The organism is Enterobacter sp. 940_PEND (assembly GCF_001059415.1).
Lineage (GTDB): Bacteria > Pseudomonadota > Gammaproteobacteria > Enterobacterales > Enterobacteriaceae > Enterobacter > Enterobacter cloacae_M.
Map to the genome: position 1 here is coordinate 1 of NZ_JUMS01000112.1, position 22090 is coordinate 22090.

Consider the following 22090-nt stretch of genomic DNA (forward strand, 5'->3'; position numbering starts at 1 on the left):
CGCTGGAGCGGCTTGAGGCCGCCCGACGAGACCGCTTCTGCGAAATCTCGCCGTTACTGGAGAGCGGCAGGGGGCTGATGCTCATTTTGCTGAGCGTCGATCGTTTCTCGGTGGAGAGAAAGGCAGATAAAAATATTGCCACGCTTGATAAGAAAATCAGCGTATGACCTGCTGGCCATACGCCCGAAACTTTCCCTATTTCTTATCAGCGAACAGCTCCGGCGCCCACGGACGCGGATCCACTTCCATAAACGGCGCGCGCTCGAAGCGTTCCTTCAGCGCCCACGGCACCGTGCAGTCAAAGATGGTTTTGCAGGAAATTCCGTTTCCGCGAATCGAAGTGCTGTAATCCGGCGACTGGGACGGATCCAGCTGGTGGCCGCGGATCCCCGGAATATTGGTGATGCTGACATCGCCCTGCATGCGGGTGGTCATCGCCCACAGGATGTCGTCGCTGTCGAAAATATCCACGTCTTCGTCGACAAGAATGATGTTCTTCAGCTCCGAATAGGTGGCTAAGGCAATCAGCGCCGCCTGGCCCTGACGTCCTTCGTCTGACGGCTGGCGCTTTTTCACCTGCAGGATCCCGAGGAATTTACCGCCGCCCGCGGTATGCGCATAGACGTTTTGCAGGAAGCCCGGAATCGCCTCTTCAACGGCATTGCGGATGCTGGCTTCCGTCGGTAAACCGGCCAGGGTGGTATGCTCTTCTCCCGGTCCCACCAGCGTTTGCAGGATCGCGTGGTTTCGCATGGTCACCGCTTTCACTTTGATCACGGGCAGGGACGGGTTCGCCTCGCCGCAGTAGCCCGGGAACTCCGGCATCGCGTGGCCGGTATTGGTGTGCTGATCTTCTCTTACGCGCACGCCCGGAAGCAGTTCGCCCTCGATGATGATTTCCGCCCGCGCGATCGCTTTCTCTTTTACCGCCACGCCCTGCACCAGTTCGACCGGCTGCTGGCGCAGCGCCCCGGCGACGCCCAGCTCGTTGTAGCCAAACGGCGTGGTGGGCGCCTCAAAGCACGCGCCGATATAGATGGCGGGATCGAGACCCATATTGATCGTCACCGGCAGCGGTTTTCCGGCCTCTTCCGCCTTTTTGCGGAAGACTTCGATGTGGCGACCGGCGGCAAGGAACATGGAAAGCTCGTCGCGCTCCTGAACGCAGAGGCGGTGAATGGTGACATCCGTCAGCGAGCTGTCTTCCGGATCGCTTGCCAACACCAGCCCCAGACAGAAGAACGGGCCGGCATCAATCGGCGTGTTTGTCGGTGCCGGAAGCAGCTTGCGCAGGTCGAAGTCAGGATCGTCTGCGTAGAAAACCTGTTCCTGGCAGGGCGCCTGCGAGGCTGGAACGACAACCGGCGCAACCGGTTTTTTCACCGCATGGCCAACGTGTTTTGCCAGCTCAGAGGGCTCGCAGCCCAGAAGGAGCGCCGCGCGCTCGCGGCTTGCGTGCATGCCTACCAGAATGCGGGAGTGCGGATAGCCCTTAATGCTGTTGAACATCATGGCCGGGCCGGTACGGGTGGGACGTTTTACCGTGCCGCCCGCGCCGATATGGCGGTAGACTCCCGCCAGCTCCGCGTTGGGATCGACCGGACGATCGGTTTCGATATACTGCCCTTCGTGGCGCTGCAGCAGGGCGATGGCGCTGCGGAGATCGTTAATCTTGTTTTCCATATTTTCCTCCCTCGGTTGAATACCTCCATTTTTATGGCAATGACCAATAGCATCAATTGCATCGTTAATGCTAAATTGATAAGTAAATTCATATCAAAAAAGGAAGCGTTCCGTGCAGTTTCGTCAGATGCGCCATTTCATCGTGGTGGCCGAAGAGCTCCACATGCACCGGGCCGCTGAGCGTCTGAACATGGCGCAACCGGCCCTGAGCCAGCAGATAAAGGCGCTGGAAGAACGTTTAGGCGTCACGCTTTTCAGCCGGGCGAACCGCCGCTTAACCCTGACGCCCGCGGGTGAAGCGTTTCTGGTGAAAGCCAGGCTCGCCATTTCCCTCACCGAGCAGGCGGTTCTGGACGCCAGGCAAACGGCAAGGGGCGAGCAGGGGATATTAAACCTGGGGTGCGTGTCGAGCGCGATGTTTGACGGCAGGCTGCCCGCCGCGCTGCGCCATATGCACACGCGCTGGCCGGCCATTACCATGTCGCTGGTGACGGGAAACGTGCAGACCCTCTACGCGGCCGTGCAGAGCAACCAGCTCGATGTGGCTATTATCCGGGCGCCGCTGCCGTCGCTGCCTGACGATCTGCAAAGCCGCCCGTTCACGTCAGAGAAAACGGTGCTGGCGCTCTATCGTCATCATCCGCTGGCGGGATCTTCCGCGCTGACGCTTTCGTCGGTGAAGGACGAAAAATGGATCTCCCTGCGCGACCCGGAGGGAATGGGGCTGGAACAGTATTTTTATGATGCCTGCAGCGGGGCGGGCTTTCAGCCGGACGTGGTACAAAACGCGACCGACGTGCCCACGGTGATAAGCCTGGTCTCGGCGGGGTTTGGGCTGGCGCTGCTGCCCGCGTCGGCAAAGGCGGTGAGCGTAGAGAACGTGGTTTACGTGGACATCCTCGACCGGCTCCGGGAAAGCGAGCTGACGCTGGTTTGCCACCGGATTATTCGCTCAGAAGTGCTTAAAAAATTCCTGATTACCCTCGATCAGACCTGACGCCCGGCGGCCTGCAGCAGCTGCTCGCGCAGCCAGGCATTCGCCGGATCCTGGCTGTTTTTCGGGTGCCAGTACATGTAGATGGTAATCGGCTGGAGCGGCAGCGGCGGCGCAAAGAGATCCAGCGTGCTGGCAAACTGTTTCAGCATCCGTTCCGGCAGGGTGCACACCAGGTCAGTACCGGCAACAAGCGCAGGCGCCACGGCGTAGCTCTGCGTGGACATCGCGACGTACCGCTGGTAGCCCAGCCCGGCCAGGGTTTGATCGACAAAGCCGGTAAATGGATCTCCCGCCGATGACACCACCAGATGAGAGAGCGCGCAGTAGCTTTCCAGGTCTAACGCTCCGGTCCCGCGCGGATGGCCTTTGCGCTGGGCGGTGGCAAACGTATCGTCGAGCAGTTTACGTCTCACCCAGCCGTCATGGGCGCCCGCGCTTACGCCGATGTAGATATCCACATCTCCGTTTTCCAGCTGCTGCGCCAGTTCGGACATCTGTGGCAGGGCGAAGCGCATACGGATACCGGGAGCTTCGGTACCCACCTGGTTAAGCAGCCCGGTGCCCAGCATCAGCGCCGGGTTTTCGTGCAGGGCGATAACAAAGGTCCGGGTACTGGTCTGGGCATCAAACGTGGTGGGGGCAAACAGCGCGCTGATGCCGCGCAGCACGCTCTCCACCTGAGGCTTAAGCGCTTCCGCTCGCGGCGTGGGCAGCACCCCACGTCCATGTGGGGAAGGAATAAACAGCGGTTCGCCAAATAGCGTCCGCAGACGCGCGAGACGAGCGGACAGCGCGGGCTGGCTGATGCCCAGCCGCGCGGCCGCATGGGTGATATTCCTGTCCTGAAGCAGGGCGTCCAGGGTCAGGATCAGGTCTATGTCCATGTCAGGGCTGGGCGTCATCTTATTTCGCGCTGCCGGCGTCCCGGTTGGTATAGGTCACAGGGATCCAGGCATAGCCGCCGTTTTCGCCTTTGGTGACATACCCGATACCCGGGAAAGGCAGATGGGGCGCGGCGACCAGGTCTTTATTTTTCACAAAGTCGGCAAACGCATGTTCGCGCACGCTTGCGGCTTTGTTCTGATCTTCATCGTAGGTAATGGTCACGTCAGGCTGCGGGAACTGTACCGCCGCGGCATGAATGATGTCGCCTACAAAGGTGATCTTCTCGCCTTTGCTCGTCAGCGTGTAGAAGGCTGAGCCGGGCGTATGGCCGGGATGAACCGTGCCGGTCAGCCCCGGGAGAATCTCCGATGTGCCGCTAAAAGGCACCACTTTACCGGCGTCAAGATAGGGTTTTAAGGTCTTCTGCGCGACGTCAAAGTAGTTCTTGCCGTAGCCGGTTTTTTTCTGGTTCTCGTCGTTAAAGAAAAAGTCGACGTCCGGTTTACCAACGAAAACGCGCGCGTTGCTGAACACCACCTTGCCGTCTTTCACTAGGCCGCCCGCGTGATCGGAGTGGGCGTGGGTCAGCAGGACTTCAGTAATGTCCTCGGGTTTAACCCCCTGGGTGGCGAGGCTCTCAATCAGACGTCCGCCGTTGCCGGGGCCAAAGAGCTGGCCTGAGCCCGTATCTACCAGAATTTTATGTCCGGGCATCGCAATCAGGAACGCGTTAATGGACACTTCAGGCGGGTTGGTCTGGAAATTTTTCGCGAGCAGCGCATCGATTTTTTGCGGCGTTGTCCGCCGCAGCAGCTTGTGCAGATCCTGCGCGACGGTCCCGTCCGTAAACGAGGTGACCAGAACGTCGCCGACCTGAACGCTGTATCCGCCCGCCGGTTGTTTAACGACGTGCTGGGGCGTCTCTGCCGCCGCCTGCAGCGCAGGGTAGAAAAGCAATGAACTGGAAATCAGCGTAGAAAGAGCAAGTTTTTTCACAGTAAGCATACGAGTCTCCTTTGAAAGCGCTCATCTTACTTCTTCGTAAAATTATAAGAACCTGCCCAGAAATGATAGGACCTATAAACGCAGTGGATAGCACAGCGCAGAAGCCGGGTGGCGATGCTGCCTTTCCCGGCTCGTAACACGTTATTTTTTCAGAGGTGCGTTCCAGCTGTCCGGCGTGGCTTTGGACCAGGAGCCATAAGCGGCATTTGGCAGCACAATCCAGTCGTTACCGAAGTGTTCCGCGCTGGCCTCAACCAGCTCACGCTGCTGCTCGCTCGGCTTTTTATTTTTAAACTGCACGGCGAAATCCGGCAGGCTGTCGCCAAAAAGCATCACGATCTGCTGCTTTTTGAGGATGCTCTGGCGACGCTCTTCCTTGCTGACCGTGTCCAGAAGCACGCTTTCATCGGACACCTGTGGAAGTCCCAGAGCTTTTAACGTCCTGAGCGTATCGGCTTTGTTTTCCTGCATACGATCCGAAACGTAGTAGATCCGGACCTTGCTCTGATTCACGTGGTCAAGAAACGCTTTCGCCCCCGGAATTAAGCCGGGTTTTCCCTGTTTCTCCCAGTCGCTCCAGGTGTCCCATTTTGTATAGTCGTGACACTGCTCGGTGTCGCGCACCAGCAGAGGGGTGTTATCCAGCACAGTTTCATCGAGATCCATCACCACGGCGTAGTTTTCTGGCGCTTCCAGATCTTTTAACTTTTCGTTAAAACGCTCGGTGGCAAACCGATACGTCTGCAGCTGAAGGGCCACGATCTCTGCCGATTTCTGCTGATAGCGCAGCGCCATTTCGTACGCTTTGGGTTCACACAGGTCGTGCCCGGCAGCCGTCGCGGTTGCCGTTGCACTCAAAACAGGTAATGCCAGCAGTAATGCCTTAGCCATTGAATTCACACTTCTTTCCTCAACACCGTGGTTAAAATCCCGAAAGAGTAATGAAATTCAATGACAGAAATATGAAGGCCGCGTTGCTAGACCAGCATGTAATACCAGAACAGGGCGACTTCGTCTTTTTCCGGTAAGGCGTTGTAGAGATAACGATCGTATCCGCCCAAGGTAAACCCGTAGTTGCGGTAAAACAGACAGGCAGAAACGTTCACATTTTGTGTTTCAAGCCGTAATCCCGGCGCGTTTACGCTGCGGGCCCACACGTGCGCGGCGGCCATTAATTTTTGCGCGGCGCCGGTTCTGCGTTTCGTGCGCTCTACAGCAATGTAATCCACCGAGATAAACTTATTCCAGCCGATCGACGCGGTAATAAATCCCGCAATTTCCCCGTCTTCCGTTTCGGCAATAAGAAATATGGCGTCCGGATTAACGCAGTGGTTTTCAAGGGTTTGGATATCGAGCTCGTAGGTTTTAATCCAGGGCACGGCGACGGCTTCGATATGCAAATCGCAGTGGATAAAGGGCTCTCGCGCAATGTGGCTAATGGTGAAAGAAAAGTCACAGCATTCAAGGCGCGTGAGGTCGGTACTGAGTCCTTTTCGAATCTGCATAGTATTCCCGGTAGTGAGTTATTTCATAAAGAATAGACGAAGCGGTTAAATTCGCTGGCCTAACACACTTTTAATCCTGAACTAAGCTTGTACTTCGTTCCGCGTAAAATGTGGGTCATTCGAGGACAATGAATGGAATTCAGGACATTTCAAAAGCAGTGGGGTGCTGAGTTTATTTCCGATGACGTTGTACGTTTTCGCGTCTGGGCAGAAGGACAGAAAGAACTTACGCTACGTCTGGCCGCCGCCGACGTGCCGATGACGGCAGCTGGCGACGGCTGGTTTCAGGCAGACGTATCCGGCGTCACGCACGGTGCAGAATACCAATTTGTTCTGCAGGACGGCATGACGGTGCCCGATCCCGCCTCGCGCGCGCAAAAGGGCGACGTTAACGGCCCCTCCATCGTTATCGATCCCCAACGCTATCAGCCGGTCAACCGGGACTGGGCAGGGCGGCCGTGGGAAGACACGGTTATCTACGAGCTGCACATCGGCACGTTTACCCCGGAGGGCACCTTCCGGGCCGCCATCGACAAGCTGCCGTATCTGGCAGAGCTCGGTATTACCCAGCTTGAAGTGATGCCCGTCTCTCAGTTTGGCGGTACCCGCGGCTGGGGGTATGACGGCGTGCTGCTGTACGCCCCGCACTCAGCCTACGGTACGCCGGAGGATTTCCACGCGTTTATCGACGCCGCGCACGGGCTGGGGCTTTCCGTGGTGCTGGATATCGTGCTTAACCACTTCGGCCCCGAGGGGAACTATCTGCCTCTGCTGTCGCCCGCGTTCTTTGATGCAGATCGGATGACGCCGTGGGGCAACGGCATCGCTTACGAACGCGAGCCGGTGAGGCAGTACATCACCGATGCGCCGCTCTACTGGCTGACGGAGTATCGTCTGGATGGCCTGCGCTTTGACGCCATCGACCAGATTAAAGACAGCGCTGAGACGCACATTCTGGAGGAGATTGCCGCTAAAATCCGCGAGGCGATCCCGCACCGCCACGTTCACCTGACCACGGAAGACAGCCGCAACGTGATTTTCCTGCATCCGCGCGATGAACAGGGCAACACGCCGCTGTTCACCGCCGAGTGGAATGATGACTTCCACAACGCTGCCCACGTGTTTGCCACCGGCGAGACCCACGCGTATTACCAGGATTTTGCCTTTGAGCCGGAGAAAAAGTTCGCCCGGGCGCTGGCGGAAGGCTTTGTCTACCAGGGCGAGATTTCGCTGCAAACCGGCGAATCCCGCGGAGTGGAGTGCCAGACGCAGCCGCCGCAGTTCTTCGTCGATTTTATTCAGAACCACGATCAGACCGGGAATCGCGCCCAGGGCGAGCGGCTGATCGCCCTGGCCGGTGCCGACAAGACGCGGGTGCTGCTTGCAGCGCTGCTGCTTTCCCCCCATATCCCGCTGCTGTTTATGGGCGAGGAGTTTGGTGAAACGCACCCGTTCCTGTTCTTCACCGATTTTCACGGCGATCTGGCAAAGGCGGTGCGGGAAGGGCGCGCGAAAGAGTTTACCGGCCATGCCGGGCACGATGAAACCGTCCCGGATCCGAACGACCTGAACACCTTCATCCGTTCAAAACTCGACTGGAATAAGATTGCCACCGACGAAGGCAAAACGTGGCTGCGCTTCACGCGCCACCTGCTGACGCTGCGTCATCGCCATATCGTTCCGCTTCTGCGTCATGGCGGCGCCGTTGAGGGCAAGGTAATCAAGACCGCGCCCGGCATGGTGGCGGTGAGCTGGCATTTCCCGTCGGGGACGCTCTCTCTGGCGCTGAATATCGGTAATAAGCCCGCCGCGCTGCCCGATCTCGCGGGTGAGACGCGCTTTGCCTGGCCTGAAGTCACTGACGTTTTACCCCCGAACGGTATTGTCGTTCGCTTTGCTGATGGAGAAGCATCGTTATGATCCCTTCCGCCACGTACCGCATCCAGTTTCGTAACGGCATGACCTTCGACCGCGCTGCGGCGCTGGTGCCGTACCTGAAAGATCTTGGCATCAGCCATCTCTACGCGTCGCCCGTATTTACCGCCACAGCGGGTTCCACCCACGGCTATGACGTGACCAACCCGAATGAAATCGACCCGGCGATCGGCGGACGAGACGGTTTCGACCGCATGGCCGCGGCGCTTAAGCAGGCCGGCATGGGGCTGATTCTGGACATTGTCCCGAACCATATGTCCACCTCGCTGGAAAACGCCTGGTGGCGGGACGTAATTGAATACGGCCAGCAGAGCCGCTATTTCCGCTATTTCGATATCGACGAGTCGCGCCCGCTAACGCTGCCGTTCCTCGGCGACACCTTTGAGGCGGAGCTGGAGAAGGGGGCCATCACCCTGAAGAGTGACACTGTCATGGGAAAGGCCTCTCTGGTCTATTACGACACGGCGTATCCGCTCAACCCCGGCACGTACAGCGAGGATAAGAGCATCGCTGAACTGCATGAAGCGCAAAGCTGGCGGCTGATGTCCTGGCGGGAAGCGCCGAAGCAGCTGTCGTGGCGGCGCTTCTTCGAGATCACCGGGCTGGTCGGCGTTCGGGTTGAAGATGACGCGGTCTTCGACGATACGCACCGGCTGATCCTGGAGCTGGTTCACGCCGGCGTGGTGGACGGCCTGCGCATTGACCACGTCGACGGCCTGGCCGATCCGCTGGGCTATCTGCAGCGCCTGCGGCAGAAAACCGGGCCCGACTGCTATATCACGGTTGAAAAAATTCTCGCGAAGGGAGAACAGCTCCCCGCCGACTGGCCGGTATCCGGCACCACCGGCTACGAGTTTATCGCCTCGCTGGCGGAAGTGCTGGTCGACGATGATAACCTGTCGCGCCTGGAGACCATCCACGACGAAACGCTGGGGATAACGGTCGATCGCCACGCGGAACTGCGCGATGCCAAGGGCCTGATGACCGATCGCAATTTTGAGGGTGAGTTCACCACGCTGCTTAACCTTGCTGACGATCTGGCCCGCCGCAATGAGGTTGCGCTGCCGCGCGAGGAGATCCGCCACGCGCTGCGCGAGCTGCTTATCGCCTTTCCGGTCTACCGCACCTACGGCACCCGGGAGGGATTAACCCCGCCTGACGTGGTGCTGCTTAACCGCGTGGTCGCCAGCGTGGAGACGTCTGAAGCGGCGCTGAGCCTGCTTGTGCGCATTCTTACCGGCGACCTGCCGGAAGATTGTCGCGAGTCCGCCGCGCTTTTCAGAACCCGCTTCCAGCAGCTTACCGGGCCGCTGATGGCGAAGTCCGTTGAAGATACGCTGTTCTTCCGCCACAACCTCGAGCTGGCGCTCAATGAAGTGGGCGCCGACCCGACGCCGCGCGCGTTTTCATTATCCCGCTTCCACCAGGAGATGCGCATTCGTCTGGCCCGACAGCCCGACGCGCTGCTGGGCACCTCCACGCACGATACCAAACGCGGAGAAGACGCCCGGGCGCGACTCTACACCCTGACGGAAGCGCCGGAACGCTGGGGTGAGAACCTGGCCCGCTGGCGACAGATGAACCAGACCCAGGTACGTTTTCTCAATGACGGCACCGCGCCGAACGCCGCCGATACCTGGATGATCTATCAGGCGCTGGCGGGCGTCTGGCCCGCCACGCTGTCTCCGGACGACGCTGAAGGGCTTGCATCACTGGAAGCGCGTTTTATCGGCTTCCTCGAGAAAGCGCTGCGCGAGGCAAAACAGCGCACCGACTGGATCGACAGCAACGAGAGCTATGAGAGCGTGGTGCTGAGCTACGCGCGGCACCTGCTTTCGCCGGACAACGCGCTGTTCCTGCAGGATTTTAGCGAGGCGATGCAGCCCTTTATCCGGGCCGGGCTGATGAACAGCCTCAGCCAGACGGTGATCAAGCTGACGGCTCCCGGCGTGCCGGATATCTATCAGGGCAGCGAGGCGCTTAACTTTAGCCTTGTCGACCCGGATAACCGGCGGGAGCCGGATTTCAACGCGCTGGTGCACAACCTCAGCGCGGCGGATGCCTCGGTGTTTGACAACCCGGCCTGCTGGCGAGACGGGCGCGTTAAGCAGTTCGTCACCGCCACGCTGCTGCGGCTTCGACCACACTACGACGCGCTATTCCGCTACGGCGACTGGCTGCCGCTTAAGGTCTCCGGCGAGCGCGAGGAGAATCTGATTGTCTATGCGCGCGTTAAGGACGAGGAGGCGCTGATTGTCGCCGTGCCGCGTCTGGTTTTTGATGTCACCGATAATCATCAGCTGTGGATCAATACCACGGTAGCGATACCCGACGAACTGGTCGGGAAGCGCTATCGGGACCTGTTCAGCGGTGAAAGCCGCATTCTGCAAGAGACGCTGGATTTAACGTCAGAAAAGGGATGTGTACTGGTTCTGCTTACCTGCGAATAATCGTGGAGAACGAAAATGGCAAAGGATATAACGTTTGAAATTCGGGCCGGTCATGGCCAGCAGTTGGGAGCGAATTATGACGGAAAAGGGGTTAACTTCGCGCTGTTCTCCGCTCACGCCGAGCGTGTAGAGCTCTGTCTTTTTAACCCGTCCGGAAAAACGGAAATCGCCCGGCTGGAACTGCCGGAATATACCCATGAGGTCTGGCACGGCTATGTGCCTGACCTGAAACCCGGTGCGCTGTACGGCTATCGCGTCTATGGGCCCTACGATCCGGAAAACGGTCACCGCTTTAACCCGCACAAGCTGCTTATCGACCCCTACGCCCGAGAACTGGTGGGCGATATCGACTGGAACGACGCCCATTTCGGCTATGAGCTGGGGCATGACGAGTTAGATTTGAGCTTTGATACGCGTGACAGCGCGCCGTTCACGCCGAAATGCAAGGTCATCGACCCGAATGCCTTTGACTGGCAGGACAACAGCCGGCCAAACGTGCCCTGGCCGCATACCGTCGTCTATGAGAGTCACGTGAAGGGCTTTACCCAGATGAACCCGACCATCCCGCAGGAGTTGCGCGGCACGTTTGAGGGGATGGGACACAAAGCCTCGGTCGACTACATCAAGAGTCTTGGCATCACCTCGGTGGAGCTTCTGCCGGTTCACTGGTTCCCCGACGATCAGCACCTGCTTGACCGCGGCCTGAAGAACTTCTGGGGCTATAACACGCTCGGCTTTTTTGCCCCGGCGTCGCGCTACTACGGCCCGGCGGGGATCCAGGGCTTTCGCGACATGGTACGCGCGTATCATGACGCGGGCATTGAGGTCATTCTGGACGTGGTGTACAACCACACGGCGGAAGGGAACGAGCTTGGCCCCACGCTCTCGTTTAAGGGGATTGATAACTATAGCTATTACCGCACCCTGCCGGACCAGCACAGGTACTACATCAACGACACCGGGACGGGAAATACGGTCAATACCTCGCACCCGCGCGTGCTGCAGATGGTGATGGATTCGCTGCGCTACTGGGCGGAATCGATGCATATTGACGGTTTTCGTTTCGACCTGGGGACGATACTGGGCCGCGAGCCGGAAGGGTTTGACCCGCGCGGCGGTTTCTTCGACGCCATATCGCAGGATCCGGTGTTATCGAGACTCAAGCTGATTGGTGAACCCTGGGATATCGGTCCCGGCGGGTATCAGGTCGGCGGTTTCCCGCCGGGCTGGGGTGAGTGGAACGACAAATACCGCGATACCGTACGCGAGTACTGGAAGGGCGATAACGTCTCCACCGACTTTGCAGCACGCCTGCTGGGCTCCGGGGATCTGTACGATCTGCGCGGGCGTCGTCCGTGGGCCAGCGTTAACTTCATCACCGCTCACGACGGCTTTACGCTGAATGACCTGGTGTCTTACAACGAGAAGCACAACGCCGACAACGGTGAGGACAATAACGACGGGCATAATGACAATCGCTCGTACAACTATGGCGAAGAAGGGCCGACGGAGAACCCGGATATTATTGCTACCCGCGAACGACAGAAGCGTAATTTCCTGACCACGCTGCTGTTTTCCCACGGCACGCCGATGCTGCTGGCGGGGGACGAGTTTGGCCGCACGCAGAAGGGCAACAACAACGGTTACTGCCAGGACAGCGAGATCTCGTGGATCGACTGGAAGGGGCTATCCGAAAACGACGCAGCGCTGCGCGAGTTTACCCGGCGGTTGATTGCCCTGCGCGCTCAGCAGCCGCTGCTGCGCCGTGAGAGCTGGCGCGACGGGCTGGAGATCCGCTGGTTCAATGCCGGAGGCGGTCCGCAGCAGGCCGAGCAGTGGGACGAAGGTTCGACGCTTGGCGTCTCCATCAGCAGGCCGGATCTGCGGCAGGAGGACGGTATCTGGCACGACGTGCTGATGCTGTTCAACCCGTTTGAAGGCACCGTGCCTTTCCAGATCCCGCAGTTTGGCGAAGGGGGATGGGTGCTGGAGTTGTCTACGGCAGATGGCGCTGCCGCCGGGACAGCGTTCACCGAAACCGTAGAGTACGAACTGGCCGGACGCAGTATTACGCTGTTCAGACGTCCTTAGCCCTAGAGTGATGCCGCCGCGCGGGCGGCGGTGTCATACAGGGAGGAGATCGTGCGTAACAGCTGCGCGGTTTCGCCAATCGACTTCCCGGCTATGCCGCTCTCCGCGTGGATCGCAATCAGACATGCTTCCCGCACGTCCCGGTACTTCATGCACAGCGCTTTCCCTTCCTCCGTGGTAGAGAAAAAGAGTTCTTTACCCGCTTTCTCGCTCGTCACGTAGCCCGCTTTGACCAGCTTTTTCAGGGCATAGGTCACCACGTGGGTATCTTCCACGTTGAGGACGAAGCAGATATCGGCCAGCTTTTTCTTGCGGTCGCGGTGGTTCACATGATGCAGCAGCGAGACGTCAAATGCGCCCATATCGGGTTCGCCGGCTGCCGTCATGCAGCGCACCATCCATTTATTGAACGCGTTGCTGGTCATGATCAGCGCGTACTCCAGCTCTGACAGCTCCGCGCAGCGCTCGGACACCAGATGGCGGGAAGAGACGATCCGGCCATCGTTGATATCGTCGCGATCGGGTGAAGCACTCTTTTTCGAGGTCATAACGTTCCTTAGCCAGAAATGTAAACTCATCGATAAAATAAGAACATTTTATTGATAATTTGTTTACATGTTTTTGAGGTTCAGATATAGCTTTTTAGCGCAGGTTTTGCGAAGCCTGCCAACAAAACACAACATCGCTCGCCGCAAATTAAAAAAATAGCCGTCGGCGCGCAACGCTCACTTTCGATAGGGTAAACGTTATGGACGGTACTACGCTGTTGCCGCTGATCGGGATACCGATCGTGGTTATTGGTTTTGCACTGCGCTTCAACCCGCTGCTGGTGGTCGTGGTGGCGGGGCTGGCAACGGGTCTGCTGGTCGGTATGGATTTCGGGATGCTGCTGGAGACCTTTGGCGAAAAGTTCGTGAATAGCCGATCGCTGGCGACCTTCATTCTGATCCTGCCCGTGATTGGTCTGCTGGAATATTACGGTCTCAAGGAGCGTGCCCAGGCCTGGGTGGCGAAGATCGCCAGCGCCACCTCGGCGCGTATTCTGATGCTCTATTTTGTCGCCCGTGAAGGCACCGCCGCGCTGGGGCTGATGTCGCTGGGCGGTCATGCTCAGACGGTGCGCCCGCTGCTGGCGCCGATGGCCGAAGGGGCGGCGCTGAACGAATACGGCGAGCTGCCGCAGCACATCCGCGACAAAATCAAAGCCCATGCCGCCGCGTGCGACAACATTGCGGTCTTCTTTGGGGAAGATATCTTTATTGCCTTCGGGGCGGTGCTGCTGATCGACGCGTTCCTGAAAGAAAACGGTATTGCGGGCATCGAACCGCTGCATATCGGCCTGTGGGCCATCCCAACCGCCATCGCGGCACTGGTTATTCATATGACGCGCCTGCTGCGCCTCGATGCCAGCATCCGTCGTGACGTCATGGCCTGGCGTGCAGAGCAGAGCTCGCAGGAGGCCACGCAATGATGACTCTTATCACCATTAACCGCGTGTACTACCTGATCGGCTTCGTCGTGATGCTGCTGGTTGTGATGACCCTGCGCGATCGCGCCAATCCGAAGCGTTTTACTACTGCGCTGTTCTGGTTCTTGTTTGGCGGGATCTTCCTGTTTGGCGATCTGATGGTGCAGGAGCTGGGTAAATGGCTGGCGTACCGGATTATCGGCGGGGGCGTTATCGCTATCGCGCTGCTGGCGGGTTTTGGTCTCGTCGGGAAAGGGCACTATAAAATGTCCACCGAAGACGAACGTCTCGCGTCGTCAAACCGCCTTAAAAACTGGCTATTCCTGCCCGCACTGATGATCCCGGTGGTGACGGTGCTGGGCACGTTGTTCCTGAAGGGCGTGTCGATTGGCGGCGTGTTCCTGCTCGATCAGAAACAGCTCACCCTCGCGGCGCTGTGCGTGGCCTGCGTCGCGGCGATCCTCACCGGCTGGTGGCTGACCAAAGGCACGCCGCTGCACGCCATTCGTCAGTCTCGTCGTCTTGTCGACACCATCGGCTGGGCGGTGATCCTGCCGCAAATGCTCGCCATGCTCGGCGGCGTGTTCGTAGCGGCCAACACCGGTGATTCGGTGCAGAAGGTGGTGAGCCTGTTCGTTAACCCGGATAACCGCTTTATGCTGGTGGTGATTTACTGCGTGGGGATGGCGCTGTTTACCATGATTATGGGGAATGCGTTTGCGGCCTTCCCGGTGCTGAGCGCGGGGATCGCCTTGCCGTTTCTGATCAACGTGCATCACGGCAACCCGGCGCCGCTGCTGGCAATTGGCATGTACGCGGGCTACTGCGGCACGCTGATGACGCCGATGGCCGCGAACTTCAATATCGTTCCCGCCGCGCTGCTGGAGCTGAAAGACAAATATCAGGTGATCAAGATCCAGATCCCGACCGCGTTAACCCTGCTGGTGGTGAACGTGTTCCTCATGTATTTCCTCGTGTTTCGCTAAGGAGCTGTTATGGAATTAACGCAACATCAGGCCGACGCGTTTGCCCGCATGCCTTTAACCTATTTGCGACAGGAATATCCGAACCACATCATGCACCTGCTGAATGATGATGGCGACGTACTGCCGCCGCGCGAGCTGCACCCGGTTTTCTATGGCTGTTTCGACTGGCACTCGGCGGTACACGGCTACTGGCTGCTGCTGCGCTGCCTGCGCCTCTACCCGGATCTGCCAAGCCGTGACGCGATCGTCGCGCTTGTCGACGAGCATCTGACCGTAGAGAACGTGGCGAAGGAGCTGGCCTATTTCACCGCGCCGTTCCGCGCCTCGTTTGAGCGCCCGTATGGCTACGGCTGGCTGCTGGCGCTGGCCCAGGAGCTAAAGCAGTCGTCGCTGCCGCAGGCCGCAGGCTGGTATCGGACGCTTGAGCCGTTAACCCTGGATATTCGTAACCGGCTGGTGGATTACCTCAGCAAGCTCACCTATCCGATCCGCGTCGGGACGCACTACAACACCGCGTTTGCCCTCGCGCTGGCGCTGGATTACGCCCGCGCCGTGGAAGATAGCGCGCTTGAACAGGCGATTGTGACGGCGGCGGAGCGGTTTTATCTCGCCGACACGCGCTATCCTGCGCACTACGAACCGGGCGGCGATGAGTATATTTCCGGGGCGCTGACCGAGGCGCTGCTGATGAGCAAGGTGTTAAAAGACTTCCCGGCCTGGTTTGACGCGTTTCTGCCGGATGTCGGCTCCGTTGCGGCACTGATGAATCCGGCGGAAGTGAGCGATCGTACCGACCCGAAAATTGCCCATCTCGACGGGTTAAACCTCAGCCGCGCCTGGTGCATGAAGCACATTGCCAGAGCCCTCCCTGTTAACCATCCGGCACAACCAGCGCTGCGCGAGGCGGTGACGAAGCATCTGGCCGCAAGCGTAGAGCATGTGGTCGGCAGCCACTACAGCGGCGGGCACTGGCTGGCGAGCTTTGCGCTGTTGGCGCTGGAGTAAACGAACGCACCGTCTTTCTTGCCGGGTGGCGCTGCGCTTACCCGGCCTACATTGTGCAAAGCTCCCTTGTTGGCCCGTGCAAGCTTAGCGCCGCCGGGCGAATCAGGCTGATGCCCGAACCGCAGGACGCAGCCTAAATTTCTTTGATTTTTAATGCGATTAATTTCTTAATAGGTTATTTTTCCGTCATTTGTCTCGAAACAGATATCTTTTTTACTATCGCAAAAGTGTACGATACGCGGTCATATATCCTTGTGAAAAGAATGGTTAATATGGCTGTTATACCTTTGTTACCAAAAGAAGGAATCGCGCTTGCATTAGCAAACATGAGGATTGCAAGAGCGCATGGTATGAGTAGAAATATGGCTATTCCTACAACCTATCTTTGGTTTTATCAAAAAGTAAGAAATAAGGGGCCATGGGATTACAAGCAGGGACACCCTGAGTTAGCGAACTTTGGGAACTTCAATTATGGTTCGGCTGGCTATGCTGCCGGGATACCATCAGAAACGTTATTGATGGGGGCAGGATGGGCGCAGGAAAGAGCTAAAACCTCCAAAAAGAAATGGGGACACTGGTATCAAAAACCGCCATATGGGGATGATCCTCACGATCAGTTTTGGATAAGTCAAGGGATTGAATATGCAAAGAAACACGGTTATTAAACGGCTTCATTGTTTACTCATAACGATTTTATTGATCGTTGTTTGTGGGTTTCTGACATATCAATACTATTTTAATGCACCTACTCACGATAGCTTTGTCAGCAAACAGAAACTATCTGATACCGTCACACTGTACATAACAAAGTATGATGACGGAGGAGCTACGGTGTCTGATGTTTACCGCTTCTATTTAGATAAAGACAACAGCGGGAACATTATAAAGGCCCTTAAAGATCGATCGCCGTTCCTTGAAGCCAATACAAGAAATGTTACAGCTTCTGCTTATGGGAACACGGTAAATATAAAAATCACAGGTAAGGTTTATTCATTCACTAATTCGGATCTGTTCTATGCAGATGGTGTAGCGATCATGCCTGTAATTAACCTCATAGCAAATGGAATAAGAGATTAATTAGCATAAGGAGTTTTAGAAATGGCTGTACCAGTACACCTCTTTTTGAAAGACGATGGTGGAGCAATGATCCGTGGCGGTTCTGATGTTGCAGACCGTGAAGGAAGCATAGAGCTTAGAGATCTGATCCATAACCTGAGCATTCCAACAGATGAGGCAACAGGTAAACTTACAGGTACAAGGCAACACTCAGCTTTCAGTTTAACAAAAGCAATTGATTCATCTTCACCCTATCTATACAAAGCAGTGGCTACAGGTCAAACGCTTCAAAGTGCTGAATTAAAGTTCTATCACATCAATGATGCTGGTCAGGAAGTGGAATACTTCAATATTCTTATGGAAGGTGTGAAAGTCATTTCAATAACTCCAGTTATGCATGATACAAGAGATTGTCCCGGTACTGGTCACCTGGAAAATGTATCTTTGCGATACGCAAAAATCACATGGAAAATCCTGGACGGAAATATTCAATACACTGATGCGTGGAATGAACGCCTTACAGCGTAGGCGTTATAAACGAGCAGCGCCGGAAGGCGCTGCAACAGTTTACGCTGATGCCCGAACTGCAGGGCGCAGCCGACTCACGCTAAATAACACCGATCCCGTTGAGGCTATCACGGCTATCCACAGCGCAAAATGCACGGCCCGGTCATGGTCTGATTCGGTCGTCGCCAACAGCACGCCCACCGCGGCGGCACCGAGACACTGGCCGAATGTCCTCACAATCGACAACACGCCGGAGGCGTAGCTGGCATATTCCCGCGCCACGTTAGAGAGCATTTCCCGGTTATTGGGGCTCTGGAAGCAGCCGAAGCCAATCCCGCAAACCAGGCTGCGCAGGCAGATATTCCACGCGGAAGGATTGTCCGGCAGGGTGGCCAGCAGGACCAGCCCACCGACAAATACCATCAGCCCGAGGGTCGAGATCAGCGGCGCGGAGATCGTATCCGCCCAGCGACCCGCGTGCGGCGCGATCAGCACGATGCCAATCGGCCACGGGGTAAACAGCAGCGCCGACACCACCGGGCTGTAGCCATACACGCTCTGAACCAGGAACGGCAGCGCGACAAAGGTGATGCCCTGACTGACAAACGAGGCCAGCGAGGTCAGGGCTGCGAGGGTAAAGCGTCCGTTTTTGAACATGACGGGCGGCAGTATGGGACTTTGCGCGCGCCGAATCCGCCAGATAAAGGCGAGGGCGCTGACCAGCGTGAGCAGCCCCCAGACTGTGGCTGCCTGGTTGATGTTTTTCGTCATGTGCTGAAGGCTGTCGGCCAGCATGATCGCCGAACCTAACAGGACGGCGGAGAGCACGGCGCCCGGCGCGTCAAAGGGAGTGCGGTCAATGGCCGATTCCCGCGGCAAGGCCCGCCATGCCAGCAGCAGGGCGATGCTGCCCGGAATAAGGTTAATGGCGAACAGCCACTGCCAGCTCAGCGCGTCCAGTATCGTTCCGCCCAGCACGGGGGCAATCGCCGTACTGGAGGCGATAAGCAGGGCGTGCAGCCCCAGAATACGGCCCAGCAGCCGCCCCGGAAAAACGGAGCGCAGGATCGCCGGGGCGATACTCAGGGTGGCCGCGCCGCCGATGCCCTGCAGAATTCGCATCCCGGTTAACATTTCCGGCGTTGTTGCCAGCGCGCAGCCGAGCGAGGTGAGCGTAAAGGTGGCAAGCCCGGCAAGAAATACCCGGCGATAGCCCACGCGTGCCGCCAGTGCGGCGAAAATGGCCAGCGTCATCGCCGCTGACAGCAGGTAACCGTTGGCGAACCAGACCGCAACGTTCGCGGGAACCTGCATCGCTCTTGCCATGGAGGGGAGCGCGATGTTGATCATGGTGCCGTCAAAGACGCCCATCAGCGTGGTGGTCATAACGGCGGCCATCACCCTGGCGCGTTCATGCCCTGGTAAGCCCTCATCGCCGGGCTGGTTTGAAAAGAGCGTCATCGTCGTTACTCCGAATAAGAATCGTGATGACGAAACTATAATCATGCGGTATACAGGGCGGAAGACGCAGCATTTGCACTTAATCATTGCATGTAACGCCATATCTGAGGAGCTACCGTGTCCGATCCTGATTTTAACCTTCTGGTTGCGCTCGACGTTTTGCTGGCAGAAGCCAGCGTGGCGGGCGCGGCGCGACGTTTGAACCTCAGTACCTCCGCCATGAGCCGCACCCTGAGCAGGCTGCGGGAGGTGACAGGCGATCCTATTCTTGTGCGGGCCGGTCGTCATATGGTGCTGACGCCCTGGGCCGAAGCCACGCGGGACCGCGCCAGAAGCGCCGTGCATGAGGCGAGGGCTGTGCTGCAGCCCTCCACCGACGCGCTGAAGGTGGAAAGTCTCGAGCGGCTGTTCACCATCAGAGCCAACGACGGTTTTGTGGTGGCGTTTGGGCCACTGCTGATTGCGGCGGTGGCGAGCGTTGCGCCCGGGGTGTGCATCCGCTTCTCGCCGAAACCTGAAAAAACCTCGCGCTATTTGCGTGAGGGGCTGGTCGACCTGGAGATCGGCGTGCAGAGCAATATGGGGCCGGAAATACGGCTGCAGCGGCTCTTTCAGGATCGGTTTGTTGGCGCGGTGCGCAAGGGACATCCGCTGTCGTTACAGCCTGACGTCAGCCTTGACGATTATGTCGCGTGGGGCCACGTGGTGGCCTCACCGGACGGATCGCTGCACGGGTTTGTCGATGACGCGCTGGCGGAACGGGGGATAAAGCGCAAGATCGCCAGCGTGGTGCCCGGGTTTCCGACGGCGTTATCCGTGGCGCTGGTCTCCGATCTGATTGCCATGGTGCCGGCGTTATACCTGCTCAATCAGCCGATGAACGAGCGCGTGCACGTCTTTGAACTGCCGTTTAAAACCCGGAGCATTACGGTGTCGCAGATGTGGCATCCGCGCATGGAAAGGGATCCGGGGCATCGCTGGCTCAGGGAGAAGGTACTGGAGGTGTGCCGCGCTGTGCGCTGACGATGGGGTTCACGATGGCAAGCCCACTCGTGCTTTCCCCCGCGTGATGGTGGGATTATTCGGCGGTTAGCCAGCACGCCTGCGTATTGCATCTTATTAAATTAACCACTAATATAAATAAGCCATATCAATTCCCCTGTAACTAAAATAACGTCAATTCTTTTTGTTCTTCTGAAATAAGCGGCCCGAGAACAGAGATGGATTGAAACCCTCAAGCCTGCATATCTTGCCATTATATAATCTTTTTTGAGTCTCATTTGACACTGTGTTGTTGTTGAAGCGACCCCATCGAAAAGAAAGAATATATACACATTGCTCTTGTCAGAAAACTGAGAAAGCAATGAACCCAAATGGGCAATATCTTATTGAAGAGAGTTCTTATATGAAGGCAAAGAAAATCGCTCTCGCGATTGCGATGATAGCTGGTGCTATGATCGCAAATGCGAATGCAAAAGATCAGGGACATGGTACCGTTACGTTTACGGGTTCTATTATTGATGCGCCTTGCTCCATTACACCAGACAGTGCTGATCAAACCGTTGATTTGGGTCAGATCTCTAACCTGGCGCTGGAAGATGGCGGCACATCTATTCCACAGGCTTTCGCTATCAAACTGCAACAGTGTGATACGACAACCAAAAAGACAGTGACCACCACGTTCTCTGGCACCGCATCTGCGGCTAACCCGGATCTGCTCGGTATTCAGGGCACCGCAAAAGGTGCTTCTGTTGCAATTACGACGGACACCGGTACTCCGATTAAACTGGGCCAGGCTTCTCCGGCGCAGGCACTGCTGAATGGTGATAACGACCTGACGTTTGCTGCTTTCCTTAAGGGTGATGGCGCGTCTGCGACAATCGTCCCGGGTAAATTCCAGGCCATTGCCAGCTTCGCACTGGATTACCCATAATCCCGGCATGACTTATTACGCAAGTAATTAACCCTGTTATTGTGCCGGTGATTAGTTAATTGTCTTAATCACTGGCACTTTTTTTCATGAAACCAGAGTGTATTTTAATGATATTATTATCTGGACTTCGAGTGATTATATTTCCCTGTATATTGATACCGTGCGTGGCGGCGGCACATAACCCTCGCCATGCACAGGCCGATCAAGGCCACGGCATTGTCAATATGCAGGGAAGTATAATTGATACACCATGCGCTATCGCCACCGTCGATCGTGAGCAAAGCATTGAAATAATGACCACGACCGTGGGTGAAATTATTCACAACGGTCGTGGAAATAAAAATCCCTTTTCGTTAACGCTGGTCAATTGCAATCTGCATATAAATAAGGATGCGCAAACCCTGTCATCCCATTTCCAGACGACGTTTGATGGTCCATCTTCAGATGGACTTTTTTCCGTTGACGGCGCATCAGGCGTAGGGCTTGAAATTACGGATGACGCCGGAAATGTGGCGCAACCAGGGAAAGCGCTCCCTCCGGGTACATTGAGCAACGGTTCACAAATTCTTAAATACCAGTTGCGTCTTATGGGTAATCGCGACCGCCTGAAAGCGGGTGAGTATACGGCCACGATACGTTTCAAAGTTGATTACTTTTGAAAATGAAAAAAGTCAATAAAACCATCTTTCTGGGCAAGTTACACCCTGTAGCGGTTGGTGTAATTCTTGCGTTTTTGGCAGTAAAAGGCGTTCACGCTGAAGATAATGTCGAATTTAATACTGATGTACTCGACATTAAAGAGCGGAATAATGTTGATTTAAGCCAGTTTTCCCGGGCGGGTTATTTAATGCCCGGCAAGTATCAGCTTACGCTAAAGGTCAATAAAACCGACATACCGGATCAGACGGTAGAGTATTTCCCGCCTGAAGATGATCCGAAAGGGAGCGAAGTTTGCCTCACAGCCGAGCATGTCTTACAAATTGGCCTGAAAGAGTCCATCGTTAAAGGTGTTTCATGGTGGCATAACGGACAGTGTCTGAATCTTCATTCTCTGGAAGGAATGGTAGCCAGAGCCGGGTAATGGTGCCAACTTACTGATTTAGTGTATGATGGTGTTTTTGAG

General features: G+C 56.8%; 21 protein-coding genes. 14 read left to right on the forward strand and 7 right to left on the reverse strand.

Features of this window, described 5'->3' with window-relative positions:
- Positions 1–195: 195 nt before the first annotated feature.
- Positions 196–1683: a UbiD family decarboxylase gene (locus ADJ24_RS15625; protein ID WP_023311852.1), complete on the reverse strand. Its 1488-nt coding sequence runs from the start codon at positions 1681–1683 to the stop codon at positions 196–198.
- A gap of 112 nt (positions 1684–1795) precedes the next feature.
- Between ADJ24_RS15625 and ADJ24_RS15630 the strand changes: the two genes are divergently transcribed.
- A complete protein-coding gene (locus ADJ24_RS15630; RefSeq protein ID WP_023311851.1) occupies positions 1796–2680 on the forward strand; it encodes a LysR substrate-binding domain-containing protein in 885 nt (294 codons plus the stop codon).
- On the opposite strand, the gene ADJ24_RS15635 is transcribed toward ADJ24_RS15630, so the two are convergent.
- The 4 genes from ADJ24_RS15635 to ADJ24_RS15650 form a co-directional block, all read right to left on the reverse strand.
- A complete protein-coding gene (locus tag ADJ24_RS15635; RefSeq protein WP_032668444.1) occupies positions 2671–3582 on the reverse strand; it encodes a LysR family transcriptional regulator in 912 nt (303 codons plus the stop codon). The two genes, ADJ24_RS15630 and ADJ24_RS15635, sit on opposite strands and share 10 nt — an antisense overlap.
- A gap of 1 nt (position 3583) precedes the next feature.
- Positions 3584–4570: an MBL fold metallo-hydrolase gene (locus ADJ24_RS15640; RefSeq protein ID WP_023311849.1), complete on the reverse strand. Its 987-nt coding sequence runs from the start codon at positions 4568–4570 to the stop codon at positions 3584–3586.
- 141 nt (positions 4571–4711) lie between these two features.
- Complete coding sequence (locus ADJ24_RS15645) at positions 4712–5461, reverse strand: 5'-nucleotidase, lipoprotein e(P4) family (RefSeq protein ID WP_249427548.1); 750 nt, start codon at positions 5459–5461, stop codon at positions 4712–4714.
- An 86-nt stretch (positions 5462–5547) separates the two neighbouring features.
- Complete coding sequence (locus tag ADJ24_RS15650) at positions 5548–6075, reverse strand: GNAT family N-acetyltransferase (protein ID WP_023311847.1); 528 nt, start codon at positions 6073–6075, stop codon at positions 5548–5550.
- Positions 6076–6207: 132 nt separating this feature from the next.
- On the opposite strand from ADJ24_RS15650, the gene treZ reads away from it, so the two are divergent.
- The 3 genes from treZ to glgX are packed head-to-tail and all read left to right on the forward strand — an operon-like array spanning position 6208 to position 12551.
- On the forward strand, positions 6208–7995 hold the full coding sequence (gene treZ / locus ADJ24_RS15655) for a malto-oligosyltrehalose trehalohydrolase (protein WP_023311846.1): 1788 nt from the start codon (positions 6208–6210) through the stop codon (positions 7993–7995).
- Positions 7992–10460, forward strand: coding sequence for a malto-oligosyltrehalose synthase (treY, locus tag ADJ24_RS15660; protein WP_023311845.1), 2469 nt, complete (start codon positions 7992–7994; stop codon positions 10458–10460). The genes treZ and treY overlap by 4 nt, the downstream gene beginning before the upstream one ends.
- Before the next feature lie 15 nt (positions 10461–10475).
- Positions 10476–12551 (forward strand): glycogen debranching protein GlgX, encoded by a 2076-nt coding sequence (gene glgX / locus ADJ24_RS15665; RefSeq protein WP_023311844.1) that lies wholly within the window; start codon positions 10476–10478, stop codon positions 12549–12551.
- 2 nt (positions 12552–12553) lie between these two features.
- Here the strand turns inward: glgX and ADJ24_RS15670 are convergent, their stop codons facing one another.
- Positions 12554–13099 carry a winged helix DNA-binding protein gene (locus ADJ24_RS15670; RefSeq protein ID WP_023311843.1) on the reverse strand — a complete coding sequence of 182 codons (546 nt, stop codon included), beginning with the start codon at positions 13097–13099 and terminating at the stop codon, positions 12554–12556.
- Between the two features lie 200 nt (positions 13100–13299).
- Between ADJ24_RS15670 and ADJ24_RS15675 the strand changes: the two genes are divergently transcribed.
- The 6 genes from ADJ24_RS15675 to ADJ24_RS15700 all read left to right on the forward strand — a co-directional run bounded on the left by ADJ24_RS15675 (position 13300) and on the right by ADJ24_RS15700 (position 17594).
- Positions 13300–14022 carry a DUF969 domain-containing protein gene (locus tag ADJ24_RS15675; RefSeq protein WP_023311842.1) on the forward strand — a complete coding sequence of 241 codons (723 nt, stop codon included), beginning with the start codon at positions 13300–13302 and terminating at the stop codon, positions 14020–14022.
- On the forward strand, positions 14019–15005 hold the full coding sequence (locus tag ADJ24_RS15680) for a DUF979 domain-containing protein (protein WP_023311841.1): 987 nt from the start codon (positions 14019–14021) through the stop codon (positions 15003–15005). Before ADJ24_RS15675 ends, ADJ24_RS15680 begins: the two co-directional genes overlap by 4 nt.
- A gap of 9 nt (positions 15006–15014) precedes the next feature.
- Positions 15015–16010: a DUF2891 domain-containing protein gene (locus ADJ24_RS15685; protein ID WP_023311840.1), complete on the forward strand. Its 996-nt coding sequence runs from the start codon at positions 15015–15017 to the stop codon at positions 16008–16010.
- A 272-nt stretch (positions 16011–16282) separates the two neighbouring features.
- Positions 16283–16675 (forward strand): polymorphic toxin type 44 domain-containing protein, encoded by a 393-nt coding sequence (locus ADJ24_RS15690; protein ID WP_032668456.1) that lies wholly within the window; start codon positions 16283–16285, stop codon positions 16673–16675.
- 166 nt (positions 16676–16841) lie between these two features.
- Positions 16842–17087, forward strand: a complete 246-nt coding sequence (locus ADJ24_RS25610; protein WP_134866180.1) for a hypothetical protein — start codon at positions 16842–16844, stop codon at positions 17085–17087.
- A 21-nt stretch (positions 17088–17108) separates the two neighbouring features.
- Complete coding sequence (locus ADJ24_RS15700) at positions 17109–17594, forward strand: Hcp family type VI secretion system effector (RefSeq protein WP_023311839.1); 486 nt, start codon at positions 17109–17111, stop codon at positions 17592–17594.
- Between the two features lie 39 nt (positions 17595–17633).
- Here ADJ24_RS15700 and ADJ24_RS15705 read toward each other — a convergent pair whose 3' ends face one another.
- Positions 17634–19034 (reverse strand): MFS transporter, encoded by a 1401-nt coding sequence (locus tag ADJ24_RS15705; RefSeq protein WP_023311838.1) that lies wholly within the window; start codon positions 19032–19034, stop codon positions 17634–17636.
- Positions 19035–19151: 117 nt separating this feature from the next.
- Here ADJ24_RS15705 and ADJ24_RS15710 point away from each other — a divergent pair, with 117 nt between their 5' ends.
- The 4 genes from ADJ24_RS15710 to ADJ24_RS15725 all read left to right on the forward strand — a co-directional run bounded on the left by ADJ24_RS15710 (position 19152) and on the right by ADJ24_RS15725 (position 22048).
- On the forward strand, positions 19152–20057 hold the full coding sequence (locus ADJ24_RS15710; RefSeq protein ID WP_023311837.1) for a LysR family transcriptional regulator: 906 nt from the start codon (positions 19152–19154) through the stop codon (positions 20055–20057).
- A gap of 382 nt (positions 20058–20439) precedes the next feature.
- Positions 20440–20967, forward strand: coding sequence for a fimbrial protein (locus tag ADJ24_RS15715; RefSeq protein ID WP_048702912.1), 528 nt, complete (start codon positions 20440–20442; stop codon positions 20965–20967).
- 164 nt (positions 20968–21131) lie between these two features.
- On the forward strand, positions 21132–21626 hold the full coding sequence (locus ADJ24_RS15720; RefSeq protein ID WP_160311365.1) for a fimbrial protein: 495 nt from the start codon (positions 21132–21134) through the stop codon (positions 21624–21626).
- Between the two features lie 2 nt (positions 21627–21628).
- Entirely contained in the window at positions 21629–22048 is a 420-nt protein-coding gene (locus ADJ24_RS15725; protein ID WP_048702915.1) for a FimD/PapC N-terminal domain-containing protein, read from the forward strand.
- The last annotated feature ends 42 nt before the right edge of the window (positions 22049–22090 follow it).